Source organism: Comamonas thiooxydans (genome assembly GCF_000964545.1).
GTDB classification, from domain to species: domain Bacteria; phylum Pseudomonadota; class Gammaproteobacteria; order Burkholderiales; family Burkholderiaceae_C; genus Comamonas; species Comamonas thiooxydans.
Genome location: NZ_BBVD01000009.1, coordinates 291,458 through 307,530, shown reverse-complemented (window position 1 = coordinate 307,530; position 16,073 = coordinate 291,458). Strand labels below are relative to the sequence as shown.

At 57.7% G+C, this 16,073-nt stretch carries 23 protein-coding genes; 14 read left to right on the top strand and 9 right to left on the bottom strand.

Annotated elements, in window-relative coordinates:
• Positions 1–1,112: 1,112 nt before the first annotated feature.
• Both infA and Cth01_RS16610 read left to right on the top strand, forming a co-directional pair.
• A complete protein-coding gene (infA, locus tag Cth01_RS16615; protein ID WP_034383896.1) occupies positions 1,113–1,385 on the top strand; it encodes a translation initiation factor IF-1 in 273 nt (90 codons plus the stop codon).
• Between the two features lie 61 nt (positions 1,386–1,446).
• Entirely contained in the window at positions 1,447–1,698 is a 252-nt protein-coding gene (locus Cth01_RS16610; protein WP_045839796.1) for an RNA recognition motif domain-containing protein, read from the top strand.
• A gap of 80 nt (positions 1,699–1,778) precedes the next feature.
• Here Cth01_RS16610 and Cth01_RS16605 read toward each other — a convergent pair whose 3' ends face one another.
• From Cth01_RS16605 to Cth01_RS24035, 5 genes are all read right to left on the bottom strand, one after another.
• Positions 1,779–2,102, bottom strand: coding sequence for a hypothetical protein (locus Cth01_RS16605; RefSeq protein ID WP_233425209.1), 324 nt, complete (start codon positions 2,100–2,102; stop codon positions 1,779–1,781).
• A gap of 169 nt (positions 2,103–2,271) precedes the next feature.
• Complete coding sequence (locus Cth01_RS16600) at positions 2,272–3,207, bottom strand: recombination-associated protein RdgC (RefSeq protein WP_045839794.1); 936 nt, start codon at positions 3,205–3,207, stop codon at positions 2,272–2,274.
• A 104-nt stretch (positions 3,208–3,311) separates the two neighbouring features.
• Positions 3,312–4,496 (bottom strand): hypothetical protein, encoded by a 1,185-nt coding sequence (locus tag Cth01_RS16595; protein WP_139032117.1) that lies wholly within the window; start codon positions 4,494–4,496, stop codon positions 3,312–3,314.
• A gap of 69 nt (positions 4,497–4,565) precedes the next feature.
• A complete protein-coding gene (locus Cth01_RS16590; RefSeq protein WP_045839792.1) occupies positions 4,566–4,763 on the bottom strand; it encodes a hypothetical protein in 198 nt (65 codons plus the stop codon).
• Positions 4,764–4,810: 47 nt separating this feature from the next.
• Entirely contained in the window at positions 4,811–4,948 is a 138-nt protein-coding gene (locus tag Cth01_RS24035) for a hypothetical protein (protein WP_167332951.1), read from the bottom strand.
• 745 nt (positions 4,949–5,693) lie between these two features.
• Between Cth01_RS24035 and Cth01_RS16585 the strand changes: the two genes are divergently transcribed.
• Both Cth01_RS16585 and Cth01_RS16580 read left to right on the top strand, forming a co-directional pair.
• Positions 5,694–6,125 (top strand): hypothetical protein, encoded by a 432-nt coding sequence (locus Cth01_RS16585; protein WP_045839836.1) that lies wholly within the window; start codon positions 5,694–5,696, stop codon positions 6,123–6,125.
• 199 nt (positions 6,126–6,324) lie between these two features.
• Positions 6,325–6,591 (top strand): hypothetical protein, encoded by a 267-nt coding sequence (locus Cth01_RS16580; RefSeq protein WP_012837707.1) that lies wholly within the window; start codon positions 6,325–6,327, stop codon positions 6,589–6,591.
• A gap of 29 nt (positions 6,592–6,620) precedes the next feature.
• Here the strand turns inward: Cth01_RS16580 and Cth01_RS16575 are convergent, their stop codons facing one another.
• The 4 genes from Cth01_RS16575 to Cth01_RS24515 all read right to left on the bottom strand — a co-directional run bounded on the left by Cth01_RS16575 (position 6,621) and on the right by Cth01_RS24515 (position 10,081).
• Positions 6,621–6,929, bottom strand: coding sequence for a hypothetical protein (locus Cth01_RS16575; protein WP_012837708.1), 309 nt, complete (start codon positions 6,927–6,929; stop codon positions 6,621–6,623).
• A gap of 1,207 nt (positions 6,930–8,136) precedes the next feature.
• Positions 8,137–8,316 (bottom strand): hypothetical protein, encoded by a 180-nt coding sequence (locus Cth01_RS16570; RefSeq protein ID WP_045839791.1) that lies wholly within the window; start codon positions 8,314–8,316, stop codon positions 8,137–8,139.
• A gap of 458 nt (positions 8,317–8,774) precedes the next feature.
• Positions 8,775–9,227: a S24 family peptidase gene (locus Cth01_RS24345; RefSeq protein WP_233425210.1), complete on the bottom strand. Its 453-nt coding sequence runs from the start codon at positions 9,225–9,227 to the stop codon at positions 8,775–8,777.
• A gap of 644 nt (positions 9,228–9,871) precedes the next feature.
• Entirely contained in the window at positions 9,872–10,081 is a 210-nt protein-coding gene (locus Cth01_RS24515) for a KTSC domain-containing protein (protein ID WP_072248288.1), read from the bottom strand.
• Here Cth01_RS24515 and Cth01_RS16555 point away from each other — a divergent pair.
• From Cth01_RS16555 to Cth01_RS16510, 10 genes are all read left to right on the top strand, one after another.
• Complete coding sequence (locus Cth01_RS16555; RefSeq protein ID WP_139032119.1) at positions 10,080–10,304, top strand: hypothetical protein; 225 nt, start codon at positions 10,080–10,082, stop codon at positions 10,302–10,304. The genes Cth01_RS24515 and Cth01_RS16555 overlap by 2 nt on opposite strands.
• Positions 10,297–10,740 carry a hypothetical protein gene (locus tag Cth01_RS16550; protein ID WP_045839789.1) on the top strand — a complete coding sequence of 148 codons (444 nt, stop codon included), beginning with the start codon at positions 10,297–10,299 and terminating at the stop codon, positions 10,738–10,740. The genes Cth01_RS16555 and Cth01_RS16550 overlap by 8 nt, the downstream gene beginning before the upstream one ends.
• Positions 10,737–11,456: a phage antirepressor KilAC domain-containing protein gene (locus Cth01_RS16545; RefSeq protein ID WP_045839788.1), complete on the top strand. Its 720-nt coding sequence runs from the start codon at positions 10,737–10,739 to the stop codon at positions 11,454–11,456. Before Cth01_RS16550 ends, Cth01_RS16545 begins: the two co-directional genes overlap by 4 nt.
• Positions 11,453–12,427, top strand: a complete 975-nt coding sequence (locus Cth01_RS16540) for a hypothetical protein (protein WP_045839787.1) — start codon at positions 11,453–11,455, stop codon at positions 12,425–12,427. The genes Cth01_RS16545 and Cth01_RS16540 overlap by 4 nt, the downstream gene beginning before the upstream one ends.
• Positions 12,417–13,193 (top strand): hypothetical protein, encoded by a 777-nt coding sequence (locus tag Cth01_RS16535; RefSeq protein WP_045839834.1) that lies wholly within the window; start codon positions 12,417–12,419, stop codon positions 13,191–13,193. Before Cth01_RS16540 ends, Cth01_RS16535 begins: the two co-directional genes overlap by 11 nt.
• A complete protein-coding gene (locus Cth01_RS16530; RefSeq protein WP_233425208.1) occupies positions 13,193–13,753 on the top strand; it encodes a DUF1064 domain-containing protein in 561 nt (186 codons plus the stop codon). The genes Cth01_RS16535 and Cth01_RS16530 overlap by 1 nt, the downstream gene beginning before the upstream one ends.
• Entirely contained in the window at positions 13,750–14,007 is a 258-nt protein-coding gene (locus Cth01_RS16525) for a hypothetical protein (RefSeq protein ID WP_045839785.1), read from the top strand. The genes Cth01_RS16530 and Cth01_RS16525 overlap by 4 nt, the downstream gene beginning before the upstream one ends.
• Before the next feature lie 253 nt (positions 14,008–14,260).
• Entirely contained in the window at positions 14,261–14,836 is a 576-nt protein-coding gene (locus Cth01_RS16520) for a hypothetical protein (protein ID WP_045839784.1), read from the top strand.
• 33 nt (positions 14,837–14,869) lie between these two features.
• A complete protein-coding gene (locus tag Cth01_RS16515) occupies positions 14,870–15,427 on the top strand; it encodes a hypothetical protein (protein ID WP_139032120.1) in 558 nt (185 codons plus the stop codon).
• A gap of 83 nt (positions 15,428–15,510) precedes the next feature.
• Entirely contained in the window at positions 15,511–16,059 is a 549-nt protein-coding gene (locus tag Cth01_RS16510; protein WP_139032121.1) for a hypothetical protein, read from the top strand.
• Positions 16,060–16,073 lie beyond the last annotated feature (14 nt).

The following is a 16,073-nucleotide window of genomic DNA, read 5'->3' as shown; positions in this document are numbered from 1 at the left end:
AATGAAGGAGCTACCAATCGATTGGGTAGATCAGTGTCTTGAGTCGCCAAGCCCCGAGTAAGGCGGCTATTGGTCTTAAAAGCCCGCTCAGTGGCGGGCCGGAAAGTTGTCAAGGTTGAGGTTGTCAGTGGCCGCAAGGAAGTGGCTGACCTTGTTCCTCTTTGAAGTCTTGAGGCAGCGGCGCGCCGCAGCTTCCGCAACGCTTATCGGTGGTGGTGTTTGTCATGCTGGTGAAACTCATAAAAAAGCCCGCTCAATGGCGGGCAAAGGCAATTTTGTGGAGGCTCTCTAAATCTTGCTGCGGCCTCGGTAGTCGAGGTCTGTGGCGGAGTAGTTTTCTCGCTTCCGCCATTCCATTTGCACTGGGCCGGCATGTTCAGGAGGGTAGGTGATGCGCTCTTTTTCGCGACTGAGCTCCCATCGCTTGGCCTCCACGACATGGTGAACGGGTGATTTTTTAGTTTTCGTCATTGGTGAGGCTCTCTGTAAATATCCGAACGCTAGGCCCACAGTACATGGTTAATCCTTAGTGGTCTATCAATTTATTTTTTGAAGGCTTTGATGTGAGGGACGTCAGGCCGGGAGAGCGGAAGATTTCCAACCAAAGGTCTTTCGGTTCACCTATACTGGCCTCACTCGCTGTTAAGGCCGTTCGCCCCAACAGTGCCTGTCTGACACCAATGCCGCCCCTTGGCCGCAGGTAGCCGCTCTTCTAGCAAAGCACGCGGTGGTCACTCCCCTCTAGGCGAACTCACCAGATCCTGAACATCCTTATGGATCTGCGTTGCCCCCTGCATTCACAGCGGGCCTTCCCTATCTCACTTGATGGTCTGCGCAATCGTGCGTGCGGCCGTCCGTTTTCATGCTGCACAAAAACATTACAGAGCAGATTGGCCGCTACGTGGTCACACCTCTGACACAGCCGAGCACCAGCGGCCAATTCCTGGCTGCTGTTTCCATTCGCCGCGGTGCATATGACCGCGTCATTCGATTTGTTCCCCAGTTTTCTAACGAGTCGCTTGCCTCTAGCTATGCCCTGACTGAAGGGCGAAACATGGTCTTGAACCACAGTCTGAATTGAGCGGCTGAATCCTTCACTCACAGGAGCTAACTTGGCAAAAGAAGAACTAATCGAGATGTCAGGACGAGTTGATGAAGTGCTGCCGGATGCGCGATTTCGCGTGACTCTGGAAAACGGCCATCAGCTCATTGCTTACAGCGGCGGAAAGATGCGCAAGCATCGTATTCGTGTTCTGGCTGGTGACAAAGTGACCGTCGAAATGTCGCCCTACGACCTGAACAAAGGGCGTGTGACCTTTCGCCATCTTCCTCCTCGTACTGGTGCTGCTACTGGGGCCAAACCTGCCTTCAAGCGCCGCCGCTGACCCTTATCAATCTTGTAACCGCTCATCGCTGACATGCGTGAGCAATCTTTGAAAGAACACAATGCAATCCAATCTCTACGTTACCAATCTCGGCTATTCCATCGACAGCGAAGCCCTGCGCACACATTTCGGCAGCTGCGGTGATGTGATCGCTGCAGACGTCATCATTGATCGTGACACCGGCCGTTCGCGCGGTTTCGGCTTCGTTGAAATGGGCACTCAAGAGCAAGCGCAGAAAGCTATCCAGGAGCTGAACGACCAACCGCTGGGCGGTCGCGCTGTGGGAGTGGCCCTGGCCCGTCCACGCAAGTAATCTTCTTCGATCTGTAAGAAGGGCTCACGCCAAAAGCGTGAGCTTTTTTCTTTTGCTGCTCCTCTTCCCGCAAGAGCAACTCAAGCGACTACCTTCTTGATTTCCTGAAGGTGAACCTCCAGCCAGCCTGCCTTGATGGCCAACTCTTTGCAGAGCTGGGCGGCTTCTTGAAGGGGGTACGGCTTGCTGCGCACTGCGGTGCGCTTGGCGGGGCGCAGCCATGCACCTTCATCAAATGGTTCTGGTGGCTTGCCGCCTGCCTTCTGCGCCATCTGGCAAAGCCGCTCATGCGCCTGCTTTGCCTCATCCAGCATTCCGGGCTTGATGCCAGAGACGCGCCACCCCTTGTGCACGGATACCACATCCGCTTTGGCAGCTAGGCGGCGCTGGCGCTCGAGCTCCATTCCTTGAGCTCGCATGGCAGCCATGCGGGAATCTGTGATGGGGTCGCCGTTGTGATTCACGAAAGTCAGACTCATGGGAGCCTCCAAAGAACAAGCCCGCTCATTGGCGGGCAGTCGATTCATTGATGTGGGCACTTGGCCCTGCTCATAAAGATCTATGAATGGGTGGTCAGTTGCTGGCGCTGCCAGCCAGCGAGGCGGGCAGGTCGCCAAGGCGGGTGCGGCCTTCGCCGCCCAATGCTTCGATCAGGTTGGGAATCAGGCGCGACAACTCGCCGGTGGTAATCGCCACATCGGTATCAAAGCCGCTGTCGTCCTTGCTGTTGCCGTCCATGACCGCATCCAGCAGCGCGATGTTCTTGATCTGCAGGCCTTCGGTCAGCACAAAGCTCACACGGTCGTCCCAGGTCATCGCCAGCTTGGTCGGCAGCTTGCCTTGCTCGATGTGCTTGCGGACCTCATCAATATCCAGCGGGTGGCGGGCGTAGCGCACGACAGCCTTGGATTCGTCCGCGGCTTTCAGCTCAGTTTCGCGGTCTGCTGTGAAGCTGGCGGGCGGCTCCTGCATCATCAGCCAGTGCGCCATAGCGGCCTGTGGGCTGGTCTGGGTATCCAGCAGGGCCAGGGCAAAGCCGGGCAGGCCTTCGACTAGCAGCGTCACCACCTCGTCGGCGCGGCCCTGGGCGCTGGTATCGAGCACCAGGGTGCGCGCCTGAGGATCCATCCAGACCCACATGCTGCCCTGCTTGGTGAAGGCCATGGGCAGAAGATCCAGCTTGGCCTCGTCCTTGAGGTCGCGCTTCTCCTTCTTGCCAGGCTTGCGGCCTTCGGTCTTTTCGATGTGCTCGGCCTTCTCGTTGACCTTGCGATTGAGCACGCTGGCCGGCAGTACTTTGGCCTCGGTCATGAAGCGCATGACCCATTGACCGGCCACGGAATCGACCAGAGGACCGTGCGGCTCGCCGCGCGGCGGCACCCAGCCCACGGAGCGCTCCTGTGTGGCGCCGCACTCCTCAAACACCGTCTTTTGCAGCGCATCTTCCAGCAGCTGCAGATCCCCCTGCCAGCTCTCGGCAATGCGGTAAATGATCATGTTCTTAAGCATCAGAACTCCAGAAATGCGAAAGCCCGCATGTGCGGGCTTTGGTTGGTTAAATGGAAAAAGTATCTCGCTAGCAGAGATGGCGCTCGCACTTTGTCGTTTGAGGCCTATTTGCTAGGTTTTGCGATCACAACGGTTTGCAAGTGATCCAACTTTGGGCCGAATAGCGATCCAGCATCAGCCCAACCAGAGTTGGCCAGGATTTGAAATCCGTTACCCCAATGCCACTGGACTTGGATCTCATCACGGCAGGCGCGGCCGTTACGTTGGCACACCTGCCGGATGCCCGTAACAACAATGGAGTGGCCGTTAAATCGTCTCTTGTCGCAGTCCGTCATGCACACTCCAAGCATGGGTAGCTCTCCTGCTTGCAAGCTCGTCCTGATAACGCTGAGTGCATTTTCAATACTTGTACCGAGGTATTGGCTATTGGGCGGCAGATCTGTATATCTGTCATGAACATGAAACTGAACGTCGTATTTCGGCAGTGTGAATTTCTCCTTGCAGTCTTTTTTGTAGAGCAAGGCTTCGTAATAACGCAGTGGTGAATTTTCACGCAGAGCGCTTTGAACCTGCTCCAAGCTCAGCGGCAGTCCATAGAACACCAACAAGGCGTTTGCTAGTTGAGCGGCGTGAGCATTGTTGGTGCCTTGGTTCCATTCCCACGCTTTGCGCATGAATTCAAGGCTGCGTGGATAGATTTCTCCAGGTGCAGGGGTCATCTCTGCGCGTAGCTGATCTGGCAACAGTGGGAGAAGTACATTTTTCACCCTCGCGCGATAACGCTCACCCAATATCTCTGGGCCGATGGTATTGAGCGTGTAGACGTAACTGCCGGTTCCGAAAACCGTAGTCATTATCTGATTCTCATGGGTGCATGATCGTTGTCGGATCGTCACGTCGCCCTTTGCTGTTTGTTGAAACACGGGCCAGTCGAAGCCGCCTTCTTTCAACAACTCCGCACCATGCTCCGTGAATTCGGTCACAGACAGCTTTTCACTAGTGAATAGTGCACTACAAAGACCTTTTCCCTCTTTGCACCGCCAGTACTCAGTGACATAGGCTGCGGTATGTGCATAGCAGAAGCCTTGATCCAATTGTGTGATGTCGGGGGGCAGTTGCGTGATGGGAATGCTAACTTGGCTCTTCACTACGCTAAAAACTTGCGGATCAGCAAAACGAATGGTCGGCAAGCCTTTCGCGTCGGGGGTCTTCCAGTGGCTTTGGGCCATGGCGCTTGGGGAGCCCTGCATCAACAATGCGCTGAGTAGGAGCACTACACCTTTGATCATGATCTCTCCCTGGCAGGTTCTATCTGTCAGCATTAAAGCTGGTTTTGAAGGGGGCGCATCTCCTGCCGATTATGGATTTTCCTTTAAGCATTGCACGGTCTTTTCATCCAGCCACTCGGCATGCATGCCAGGGCAGGCGAACTCGTCGCGCAGGCGTTGAGTGATGGTCTGGGGCTCATCGGCTTGGGCATCAGGCGCGGCCAACCAGGCTGCCAGAAGTAAGGCGCAAACGATGACCAGCGCGGAATCAACAATCGTCTTCAGCATGAGGATCTCCTCTTCAAAAATCGTGTTCAGCTATCCAAGCTCTATGCTCAGAGGGGCCAGGCTTCTGGCGTGAGTGCGATCACCACAGCCGCGCCGACCAGGCAGAAGAGGCCGAAGCCGATGAGAGCCCATTGCGCCGCGAGCAGCAGCTTTGTGGTGTGGGCAGGGGATGGAGTCGAATGCATGGAATCTCCTGAGGGCAAAGAAAAAGCCCGCGAGCGGTTGCTGCGGGCTTGAATAAAGAGCCGGTGACCTTTCGGTCTTGCCTGGGTGAGCAAAAGGGAGTGAAAAGGTGCCCCAAGCCCGGCGAAACAGGTATATGACGCAGCAGTTTTCCCATGGTTAAAGAAAAGGTTCTGCGCCCTCTGGCGTGACCACTGTCGCTCACGACGCAAAGCGCCGTGCTCCCAATTGACGGCAGCCCAGGCTCATTCCTGAGTTGCCGTACCTGCTTGAGTGGCCACACCGGATGGCTCTGGCTTTGGTTTAAAAGAAGCCACCCCGCGAAGGGTGGCTTAAAGAGGCTTCTCTCACACCTGAGTAGCTGCGCTCATTCAAAGACATCAATTAAGGTGAATGCTTTCACTGATTGCAGGCGTTGTCAGTATTTTCTATTGATTGAGGCAAATTAATACATATTTTGTATTTTCGATCTGCCCGCTAGAACCCTCCTGCAGGGAACGGCGCATGTGAGGCCGAGGCAGGTGAGCGCCTATTGCGCCGCGAGGAGCAGCTTTGTCGTAGGGGCGGTGGGAGTCTCCTGTGGGCAAAGAAAAAGCCCGCGAGCGATTACTGCGGGCGTTAGTTGAGTGGCGGTGCTTCTCGTGGTGATTGGGCGATCAAGTTTTCATCGCGCCGCTGAAACTACGTGATCCATCGGCAATAGCGACTTGATATGCTGATAAGTCATCAGAATTAATGAGGGAAGCTATGTCGAGTTTGGGATCGATCGCGCTAGTCGTCGGCGGCGCATTGAGTGCATTTGCCGCAGTAGCACACTTGGCGTGTATCGCAATTGGCGCTCCCGCATACCGGGTGATGGGAGCGAGTGATCGGATGGTCCGCGCTGCGGAGCAAGGAAAGCCTCGGCCAGCACTGATAACGCTTTTCATCGCAATGATTTTGTTCATTTGGGCGGGTTACGCATTGGCCGGGGCTGGCGTCATCGAGCCTCTGCCGCTAACCAAACTCGCTCTCACCGCTATCTGTGCCGTGTATCTGGCGCGGGCGGTTGCTTTCCCATTTCTCAAACCGGTGTTCCCTGCAAACACGCAGACTTTCTGGCTGATGTCATCTGGTATCTGTCTTGTGATTGGGCTGTTTCACTTGGTTGGCCTCGTTGAATTGTGGGGCGCACTCTAGGCAATTCTCTGATCGACATTCAGTGCTTTGCGCTCCCGCTCGTGATGACAAAAGAAAGCCCGCGCTCAGTTGCTGCGGGCTTGGATAAAGAGCCGGCTACCTTTCGGGTCTGCTTGGGGAAGGGTTCAGAGATGGTGGAAAGAAATGAGCCCCATGCACGGCTGGAAACTAAAATGGGTCAACAGACTGGAGGTGCTTCATGACCCAGGAGGAATCTGGCGCATTCGCTGCGCTGTCCATGATCTTAACGGCAGTCGTCAAGGTGCTTCCACCAGAGACTGCGCACCAGGTGGCGAGAGAGCTGCGCGCTGCACAGCTAGATGCCAAGCATCAGGATGGACCTGATAGGACGGATCCCGAATTCAGGCTTGGCCGCGATCACTTGGTGAATGCGTATCGCGAGCTTCTCAACAACGTGGCTGAGGGCAACGTCTACCTTGTCGGTGGTGGAAAGAAATCAACTTGACTTGCCACCTGGCGTGACCGCTGCCGCATCTAGCGGCACGAGACATTGCGCCAAGTGAATTTGCCGTCGTTGAAGAACTCAGTCCATACCGACATGATGGGCGCCTGGCGGTACGAGAACGTAATCTGGTTAGGGATCTTTGGCCCTAGTGCAGCTAACTGGCCGTTCTTGTCGAAGACTTTGACGATGTAAAGCGTGACGCCTCCGTCCTCGTCGGTGTTCAGGACTACGCGGTAGTCTTTGGTGAAGAGATCCCAGTCAAAATGTTTCGTCACATATGTATGCATGCGTACATAGGCGCGGTTTGCGTGCTTGGCAGCAGGATTAACTTTCTTCATGAGGACACTCCCTACATCTCAGAGACTGGCCGCAGAACCTGCGAGCTGACGTATCTTTGTGAGTCCGTCTTGTTGTAACTGGCAGATGTAAGCAGGTATGTAGGCGCTTACAGATTGAGCGATTGGATACCTTTGATTCAACTTGTGATATCTGTCGAACCTCAAACGGTGCACCCTCCCTTCGCGGTTGTCATCTTTCTTTGATTAGGTTGCCAAGCTAAATGCTGCGTGACTGCGTGTCTCAAAAAGAAAAGCCCGCGAGCAGGTGCTGCGGGCTTGAATAAAGAGCCGGTGACCCTTTCGGGCCCTGCCTGGGGAAGAGGTCAGTAAGGGAGGGAGGAGGGATCCCAGGCCCGGCATAACAGGTAGATGGGGCCGAATTCTGCATGACGCTTTTCGGGCGATCAATAGGAGTCCGTCTTACACCAAAGGGGGTAGAGCCATCTGGTGTGACCGCTGTCGCCACGACGCAAGCGTCGCGTTCCTGATTGCCGCCAGCCCAGGCCCATTCCTGAACTGCCGTACCTGCTCGAGCAGTCACGCCAGATAGCCCCCGCTACTTTCCCGGGGTGGTCATGATGGGCACCTAAGACCGGTGCGATTACCCTCTTGCAGTATTCCAGCCAAGCCCTTGCAGGCCTGGTTTGTAAGAGCCGGGGAGCCGACCCCCGGCACCATCACGGCGATGGACTGGGCCGCCTAGACCTAGCGCGCAAGGCGCATCGGTGTAGCCCACGGAGTCGAACCGTGTCCAGTCCACCTGCGTGATGGCCCCGCTATAGCCCTGCGGGATAGGGCACATGCATGCCACATGCTGGCTAAGCGCTCACATTTCAACTCTCCGGACGCAAAAAAACCACCTCATGGGTGGCTGGTGAAAGAAACCGTATTTCTCGGGTCGTTGCTCGCTGTTTAGCTGTTACTGCTTTCGCTGCCGCTGCTGTTCATCCCTGTTCTGCTTTTGGGGAACAAGTGGGGGGCCTTGTTGCTCTGGAGCTGCGACCCCGTCCGTGAATAAGAACATCAGCTTCAAGGTGTCCCAAAAGGATGGGGTAGAGATGGGAATGGGGTTACCTGACAAATAGACCTCCGGTCTAAGGTGGCTGGTCAAGATTGACTGCCTTGTCCCACCGTACTCTTTTAAATGACCTTAAACGGTGCCCTTGAAAAATAGACGCTAGCCATGTTGTTGCAGCTGCAGCAGCGATCAGTCGATGAAGCCGAGTTCGCGCAGCGCTTCTGTCTCTTGGGTGTACTCGGCGTCTTCGATCAGCAGCGTGCCGTCAGGCCCATAAATATTGCGCTGGGGCGCGCCCATTACTTGCTCAATGCGTTCGACTCTGTAGCCGTGCCGCTCCCAGATTTCGGTGGTGTTTATGCGTGTCATGGGTTCACTGTACTCAAACGAAAGCGCTGCTAGCAAGGCTTTCGTTTGAACCCCGGATGCGCTCCGGGCGGCGGCGCTAGCGCGCTGGGCGTTTTTGCTCTTGGCCTCCCTGTATGCCTCACCGCCGTATAGAACCCAGCGGATGGATTTCGCGTGGCCTTTCGATGTTCTTGTTGCCGATCCCATCCGGGGGCAGAGCAGTACTGACTAGAGCGACCGACGACCTTTTGTATCCCGCTGCCGCCCGCGGTGCCCTGTGTTTACCCAGCCGTGCGGCTGCATGAGCTTCGGTGCTGGCTCGATCACTTGGCACCCATTGACAGCAACACGGTGATTGCTGTGATGCATGGATTTAAACATGGTGTTCTGCATGTGTCAACACAGTGTTTGAACATGGTGTTTTTGAGTGGGCATGAAAAAGCCCGCCTAAGCGGGCTTTAGGGTGGCTCGAAGAATGCTTAGAAGATCATGGCGTCAGGGCCAACACAGCCTGCCACCCGGTCAACGCACTCGATGTCCTCTTTGCTGATTGTCATTGGCTCGTAGCCGTTGTTGATGCTCACGAACTGCATTTCATCACCTCGAGTCCAGTTGAGCTGCTTGAGCAAGCACTTTCCGTCAATCAGCTTGACGACCACATCACGACCTGATTGCGCCTCAATGCTGGGAGTCACAACTACGTACTCTCCAGCGCGGTAGCGAGGATGCATGGAGTCCCCCTTGATACGCAAAGCATATGCCCGAGGGTCGCCAGTCCAGTACTCTACCCAGCCCTCAGTGCCGTTGTCTTGAACTAGATAGCCATCAGGTCCGCCACGGACGCTTCCTGTGACTGGGACGCGCCGAGATTTTTTCAAGTCAAGCGCTGGCTCAACGTTAGAGGGTTCAGTCGTTATTGAGTCTGTTGTCATTGGTCCGGTGCCTTGTCGTAACCACTTCACGCTGATTCCTCGCTCTGCAGCGGCCACAAGACCGTCGCTGGAAGGGCCCCGCGACTCCCAGTTTTTGGCGGTCTGAGAGTTGGCCAGTCCCAGAAATTGGGAGACGTCCGTAGGCCCGACGTCGGACTTACCGGTGATATGGGCCACGGCCTGGTAAATGCGTTCGGTTACTGGATGCATAGCAGTGATTTTTAAACTTATTGTTTAAACATGCTGTTGCGATTAAGGCGAACATGGTGTTTAATTAACGACATGAATGCACCAGCTACTGAACTGATCAATCGTCTTGGTGGAAGCACCGCTGTTGCCAATCGACTCGGCTGGCGCTCACTCAATGGATCTCGCCGCGTCAACAACTGGAAGCGCCGAGGAATTCCCCCGGCCGTGCAGTTGAGGTACGACTGGCTCCGCCCACCCGCCGATCTGAAACAGCCATCCACCCCAGAAAAGGAGGTGGGCAATGACTGACACCACCACCCAGGCCCTTCGGGCTGCGCGCCTGGCGCTTGCGTTGCACCACAACTGCCTGATTACCGACAGGCCAGACCTGCCGCGCTCGGCGGACTCGAGCTGGACTACTGATTTCTCGGACGAGCTGACGCTGATTGGTGCCGCTATCGAGCTGCGTACTGCTTCTCTATGTGCGCATGGAAGTAGCGTCCAGCAGAAGGCGCTGATAACAAGCCCTGCCACACGGCTGGTGGAACCCGAAAGAAATCGTAGCCCTGAGCGGGATCGCTTGTGAACCAGATTCTCAGCACCCCCGTTTGCGCATCGAATCCTGCTCGACTGATGGCAGATGAGCGCAATTGTCGAATTTCCATGTCTACCCCTCCCGGGAATGGTTGTGTAGGAGCTTCCATTCTGCCCCGGGAGGCGGTGGGCACCCAGGCGCAGCACGCCGCGCAAAACCGAATCTCCTTGGCTTTGGCCAATCGCTACCCGGTGGGTTCCCCGCTGTGGCACCTGTTCAACAACTTCTATCGCCATACCGTGCATCAAGCGGAATGCGCGGAGAGCCTGCACGAGGAGGTCACGCATGGCTGACTCCAACACTCACGTCAAGCAACTTACGCACCTGTCCAAAGCTCAGAACGCTGCCCTCGGCGCTGTGCTGAATGCCCTCAAGGGGCTGCCTCTCGAGGACGCGCAGGAGGTCTTGGATCACGCAATTGGCCAACTGGCCGGGGACGAGCTCACGCCGATGTTTGCCCGTGGCATTGCCGGCCCGCTGGGCAAGCTGGATCACGAATTGAAGACGAAGGTTGATGAAGTGACCTTTCATCGGTTCCGCAGGAGCTGTGCTTTGTTGAAGTTGGATACCTCGGCGCGCATCCGCGATGCCATCTATGTGCTGGAGTGGCAAAAACCTTACCGACAGATGGTGGCAGAGAGGATGCTTCATGAGGATGAGCATAGCCAAGGGTTGCAGGCGCTGGTAGGCCACGTTCAGGCCCCCGAATTCGGAGGGCGTGGCCGATGAGTCTGAATTCGACACTTTCGCCGACGGCCGTGCCGCTGACCATGAGCAGCCGCGACATTGCGGATCTAACCGGTAAGGAGCACTTTCACGTCATGCGTGACCTGCGTGCCTTGCAAGGCCAGCTCGGCGTGGCCTTCGGTGGGTCTATCCAGAAGTGGATACACCCCCAGAACGAGCAGACCTACGACGAGTACCTGCTGGACAAGAACACGGTCCTCACACTGCTGCTGGGCTACGACCCGGTGGCGCGCATGAAGGTGGTCAAGCGCTGGCAGGAGCTGGAGGCCCAGGCAGCGCCAGCAGTGCCCCAGACCATGGCCCAGGCCTTGCGGCTGGCAGCTGATCAGGCTGAACAGCTTGACGCCCAGAGAGAGCAGCTGGCGCTGGCCGCGCCCAAGGTGGAGTACGTGGACCGCTACGTGGCGGCCAACGGCTCCATGGGCTTCAGGCAGGTAGCCAAGCTGCTGCAGGCCAATGAGCATGAATTTCGCACCTGGCTGCAGGACGCCAAGATCATGTACCGCCTCGGCAATGAGTGGACCGCTTACCAGAACCATATCGAAGCTGGCCGCTTTGTGGTGCGCGCCGGTGTGGCAACGGCCAACGAGCATGCGTTCAACACCACCAAGTTCACCCCCAAGGGCGTGGAGTGGGTTGCTGGCTTGTGGGGCAAGCACAAGGCCCGTCAGGCTCAGGAAGCTGGGGTGCAGGCATGAGCACCATCAGCACCTATTTGGATCGCCCAATCGCATTTCAGCGGGTCTTTGTCGCTCTTGGCGCGGGCATCACCGGCGCTTTGCTGCTGAGCCAGGCCGTCTACTGGTCGCGCCGCAGTGGCGATGACTCGGGCTGGTTCTTCAAGACCCAGATTGAATGGGAGGAAGAAACAGGCCTGACACGCCGCGAACAGGAGGGCGCCCGCAGCCGCCTGCAGTCAATGGGCCTGCTGCGCGAAGAGCGCCGAGGAATCCCCGCCAAGCTGTTCTACCGCGTGGACTTCGATGCCTTGCAATCAAGCTTGGATGAATGCGCCAAACAAGATTGCACAAAACCGCCAATCAAGGATGAGCAAAGCGAGCAAACAGGTACGCACAAAACCGCCAAACAGGATCGCGCAAAACGTGCAAACAGGGCTGCGCAAAACCGCCAATCTAAATTAAGTAAGACTACAACAGAGACTACTTCAGAGACTACGGCAGAGAGTAGTGCAGCCCCGGCTGAAGCCAAGGCTGAGCCGATGAGGGTGGAGGCTGGTGACGGGACGATCTACGAGATTCCTGCAGAGCTGCGCTATCCCGGACCTCACACCAAGAGCCACAAGGCGTGGGTGGCCTACGCCATTGCCTACGAGAAGCGCTACGGCAGCTGGCCCCTCTGGAATGCCACGGTTGGCGGCCAGTTCATGAACTTCATCGACCGCGTAGGGGCCGAACTCGCTCCCCGTGTGGCCGTGCACTACGTTCGCCGCGTCAACGAGGAATTCGTTGTGAAGCAGATGCACCCGGTCAAGCTGCTGCAGTCGGATGCCGAGAAGTGGGCGACCCAGCACCACACCGGCGCCAGCATGACCAGCACCCGTGCCAAGCAAACCGACCAGCTGGAGGCAAACGCCAGCGTGGCCGATGAGGCCATGGCCATCATTCGAGCCCAGCGTGCTGCGCAGCAAGGGGGCACAGATGCTGAATGATGCAGAACTGACCCGCTTGTGCACTCATCTGGCACTGACTGCCGAAGCCATGGGGCATGCCGTATCGGCCACTGCGGCCGCGATGATGGCTGATGACCTGAGCATTTACCCGCTGCCTGCCCTTGAGCGTGCCCTGAAGCGCGTTCGTGCCCAGCACACGGGCAAGCTCACCCTGAAGGCGGTCCTGGATCAGCTGGAGACACTGGCAGGCCGCCTGGCTCCAAGCGAAGCATGGGCGCTGGCGCTGAAATCCGCCGACGAGGCAGCCACGGTGGTATGGAGCGATGAGATTCAGCGTGCCTTTGAACAAGCGCGCGGGATGCTCGCCGCTGGCGACAAGGTGGGCGCCCGCATGGCCTTCATTGCCGCCTACGAGCGAATCACCACCACGGCCCGCGAGCAGCGCCAGCTGCCGGTGATTCAAGTTTCCATCGGCTGGGACGGCGCCCAGCGCCAGGAGGCCCTGACTCAAGCAGTCAGTGCAGGCCTGTTGCCGCCGGCCGTGGCTGCGGAGCACCTGGACCGCTTGTCTCTTCCGGCGCCTGTGTTCAACCCGATTGCATTGCTGGAGGGAAAGCCCAGCGTCACCGTCGCGGCCCCGCCCGAGCTGCGAGCCCGCCTGGATGATCTGCGCGACCAGCTTGCCCGCAAGGCAGGCCGCTTCACCAAAGCCCAGGTTCAGGCGCGGGCAGACCGTATTCGGCTGCTCCAGGACAAGCGCAGGGCCGCCGCTGCTGTGCAGGCCTATCAGCAGGAGGGCAGGTGATGAATGCCAAACGATCTACCAACGCACTACCTCGCCGCCAGGGACCATCTGGTGCGGCTGGCAATGACGCCGGGATGGTGGCACTACTCAAGGCAAAGGGCTTTGGAGTTGGAAGAGGAATCCGTGACACATGGGCACGGCCTGTGGCCGGGAATGCGGGAAGCGGTGCGAGCCGAGCTCAAGCGCCTGGGGTTCAAGCCACTGCCAAGCGATCTGGACCCGGTGGAGCCAAGTACGGTAACAAGAAGACCGTTACCCCCGATGGTGTGAAGTTCGACAGCCGTGCCGAGGCCAGCCGCTGGGGGCATCTGTGCATGCAGCTGCGCGCAGGGGACATCAGCGAGCTGCGCCGCCAGGTGGCCTATGAGCTGGTGCCCGCCGTGAAGTTTGCCGATGGGAGCCGCGTCAAGCCGGCCATTCGCTATGTGGCCGATTTCGTCTATGTGGAAAAGGGCGTGGAGGTCATCGAGGACGTGAAGGGCGTGCTGACCCCCGAATTCAAACTCAAGCGCCACCTGATGAAGGCTCTGCTGGGCCTGGAAGTGAGGTTGGTCAAATGATCCAGCCTTTGAACCCAGCCTTCTTTGGCAAGGTCGTGCCGCTGGCCGGCGAACGCAAGCCCCGCAGCGCATCGCGCATCACGCGGCTGCTGCATCCCCATCTGGACCGCATGAGTGATGGCCGGTACATGCACCGCGTCACCATGGAAAACCGCTGCGGCAACACCATCGAGGTGGGTGCACGCCGGATCTACGTGATGGACGAGTACGGCGATACCGTGCTGGTCGACGACTGGGGGCACTCATGGTACTGAGCCGCATTGAGCAAGCCTTAGAGGCTGATCGCGAACACTCCCTGAAGCGTTCTAGGCGCGACAGGATGCTGCGTGACTGGATGAATCCGCGCATCAAGCGAGTGGCAGGCACATGGGTTTGCACTGGGCGCGGCGCAACAGCGACAGGACTCAGCCCTGTGGCGGCCTATAGCGCGTGGCTGATGGCCCAATCGCAAAGCATCATCTACGCGACAACGAATGCCGCATATAGCAGGGCATTAAAGGGGGCCGCATGCTGATGCGCCGCGCCCCTCTCAAGCCCGGTAAGGGCTTCAAGTCTCGCAGCGGCTGGGCTGGCGCTGGGCTCCTTGATGAGCAGGACGATGGCCACCACTGCGAACCCGGCCAGGCTGAAAGCCGTGAACAGCGCCTTGCTGAGCGCGCCGCCCGCCAGATAGAGAGCGCCCTTGCAACGGCCAGCATGGTTCCCGGGAACGTCACCATGGCCCCCGGGGCTGGAACGACTGGCATAGCTGTGCTGAAAGAGAACGCCATCGAGAGCGAGCCCTACCGCCGTCTGGTGGCAGAACTGCCTTGCTTTTGGTGCGGCATCAGCGGCTATAGCCAGCATGCCCATCTCAACTACGGCAAGGGCCTTGGCATGAAGACAGACGACCGCACGGGGTTCCCGCTCTGTTGCAGCCGTCCTGGCATCGAGGGCTGCCATGTGGCCTATGACAACTACCGGCTGCTGGAGTCTGGAGGGCGAGAGGCCCACCGCGAGTACGGCATTGAAGCTGGCCGCTTTACCCGCGAACAAATCCTGAAGGCTGGACTCTGGCCCAAGAAGTTGCCCCTGTGGGCCTGACAAGCGTATCGAACCAAATACCCTGGAGCATCAATGAATTCCACACAAGCAAAGCAAACCTCTGGAACATCGACACACCGCGCCCGTGATGGGGGCGTGGATCTTGGAACCACGGAGGAGACGCCGACGCTCATGCTGGTGTTTGAGGCAATCAGGCAGATTAACGATTCCGGCGGAGAGCCCACGCGCGAGCGCATTGTGGCCATGACAGGGCTCAAGCCCACCACAGTGGACGACCGCATCAAGGTGCTGCGAGGCGAGGGCATGATCAGCCCACACAAGCAGTGCTATCGCCCGCTACATCAGCATGTGGCTGCACAGGCTGTCTCGTGCACGGTCATGCCCAACGGGATTTACAAGATCGAGAAAGGCGACGAAGTGATGACATTGGTGCCGGCCGAGGCGCGTCAGCTGGCGCCTATGTTGGCAGGTAAGGCGCTGGAGGCTTCTGCGCTGGAGCGCGTGCAGGAGATGGAGGCCCGCATGGTGGAGATGGCGCAGCAGCTGAGAGAGGTGGACAGACGCTACAAGGCGCTGAAAGCCAGTAGATCAGACAACGGAGCTCAGCAGGTGTTACAGCTTGCCCAATAGCAATACCGGTGCGGGCTGGATTGCTGTGTGCGGACATCTTTGCTTTCCAGCTATGCTGCAGGGAAGTTCATAGGGAGGTGGAGATGGCTGCAGAGTGGGGATGGAATCCTGAGGCCGTTGGAGCGATTGGCACTGCTGCCAGCGCATTGCTAGCTGCTGGTGTTGCGGTATGGGTTGGCGTTGTCGCGCCCAAGAAAATGAGCCACGAGGTGCAGCGCCGACAGCTTCTTATGATTGGTCCTCGGCTTAGAGGCGAGCTAAGCGCAATGCAGTTTCGCCTTGGGCTCTTTCTGGCCACCTGGAAACCGGAGGGCGATTATCCAAGGTCCGGTTATGCAGATATTGCAACTGCACTGCAGTGTCCGGTGCTGTCCGAAAGTCTCGCATCAGGAACCTTGTTCCCTGAAGCTGAAACCAGATTGATGACCAAGGTTCAAGAGGAGTCACAGTTGCTGGCATCTCTGCTACTTACGGAGAGTAAGTTGAAAAGCAGCATTCCTGGATCGATGCTGAACTATGAAAAACGTGTCAAAGAGCTCATGCGTGTTGTCACTGAATTGCTTGAGGTGCTGAACGCCTTGGCGGGTATCAAGCGCGAGAGCTTTATTCCTGCCGCAAGGAGCGGGTCCTAACACTCGCCCATCAG

Bases quoted from the DNA above. Each gene is read 5' to 3' on its own strand.
- Cth01_RS16585 (WP_045839836.1), top strand. From the start codon at position 5,694: ATGTCGAGTTTGGGATCGATCGCGCTAGTCGTCGGCGGCGCATTGAGT.
- Cth01_RS16595 (WP_139032117.1), bottom strand. From the start codon at position 4,496: ATGATCAAAGGTGTAGTGCTCCTACTCAGCGCATTGTTGATGCAGGGC.
- Cth01_RS16575 (WP_012837708.1), bottom strand. From the start codon at position 6,929: ATGAAGAAAGTTAATCCTGCTGCCAAGCACGCAAACCGCGCCTATGTA.
- Cth01_RS16550 (WP_045839789.1), top strand. From the start codon at position 10,297: ATGGCTGACTCCAACACTCACGTCAAGCAACTTACGCACCTGTCCAAA.
- Cth01_RS16510 (WP_139032121.1), top strand. From the start codon at position 15,511: ATGGCTGCAGAGTGGGGATGGAATCCTGAGGCCGTTGGAGCGATTGGC.
- Cth01_RS24345 (WP_233425210.1), bottom strand. From the start codon at position 9,227: ATGACAACAGACTCAATAACGACTGAACCCTCTAACGTTGAGCCAGCG.
- Cth01_RS16530 (WP_233425208.1), top strand. From the start codon at position 13,193: ATGAATGCCAAACGATCTACCAACGCACTACCTCGCCGCCAGGGACCA.
- Cth01_RS16570 (WP_045839791.1), bottom strand. From the start codon at position 8,316: ATGACACGCATAAACACCACCGAAATCTGGGAGCGGCACGGCTACAGA.
- Cth01_RS16545 (WP_045839788.1), top strand. From the start codon at position 10,737: ATGAGTCTGAATTCGACACTTTCGCCGACGGCCGTGCCGCTGACCATG.
- Cth01_RS16610 (WP_045839796.1), top strand. From the start codon at position 1,447: ATGCAATCCAATCTCTACGTTACCAATCTCGGCTATTCCATCGACAGC.
- Cth01_RS16600 (WP_045839794.1), bottom strand. From the start codon at position 3,207: ATGCTTAAGAACATGATCATTTACCGCATTGCCGAGAGCTGGCAGGGG.
- Cth01_RS16540 (WP_045839787.1), top strand. From the start codon at position 11,453: ATGAGCACCATCAGCACCTATTTGGATCGCCCAATCGCATTTCAGCGG.
- Cth01_RS16590 (WP_045839792.1), bottom strand. From the start codon at position 4,763: ATGCTGAAGACGATTGTTGATTCCGCGCTGGTCATCGTTTGCGCCTTA.
- Cth01_RS16580 (WP_012837707.1), top strand. From the start codon at position 6,325: ATGACCCAGGAGGAATCTGGCGCATTCGCTGCGCTGTCCATGATCTTA.
- Cth01_RS16525 (WP_045839785.1), top strand. From the start codon at position 13,750: ATGATCCAGCCTTTGAACCCAGCCTTCTTTGGCAAGGTCGTGCCGCTG.
- Cth01_RS16555 (WP_139032119.1), top strand. From the start codon at position 10,080: ATGTCTACCCCTCCCGGGAATGGTTGTGTAGGAGCTTCCATTCTGCCC.
- Cth01_RS16520 (WP_045839784.1), top strand. From the start codon at position 14,261: ATGCTGATGCGCCGCGCCCCTCTCAAGCCCGGTAAGGGCTTCAAGTCT.
- Cth01_RS16515 (WP_139032120.1), top strand. From the start codon at position 14,870: ATGAATTCCACACAAGCAAAGCAAACCTCTGGAACATCGACACACCGC.
- Cth01_RS16605 (WP_233425209.1), bottom strand. From the start codon at position 2,102: ATGGAGCTCGAGCGCCAGCGCCGCCTAGCTGCCAAAGCGGATGTGGTA.
- Cth01_RS24035 (WP_167332951.1), bottom strand. From the start codon at position 4,948: ATGCATTCGACTCCATCCCCTGCCCACACCACAAAGCTGCTGCTCGCG.
- Cth01_RS16535 (WP_045839834.1), top strand. From the start codon at position 12,417: ATGCTGAATGATGCAGAACTGACCCGCTTGTGCACTCATCTGGCACTG.
- Cth01_RS24515 (WP_072248288.1), bottom strand. From the start codon at position 10,081: ATGGAAATTCGACAATTGCGCTCATCTGCCATCAGTCGAGCAGGATTC.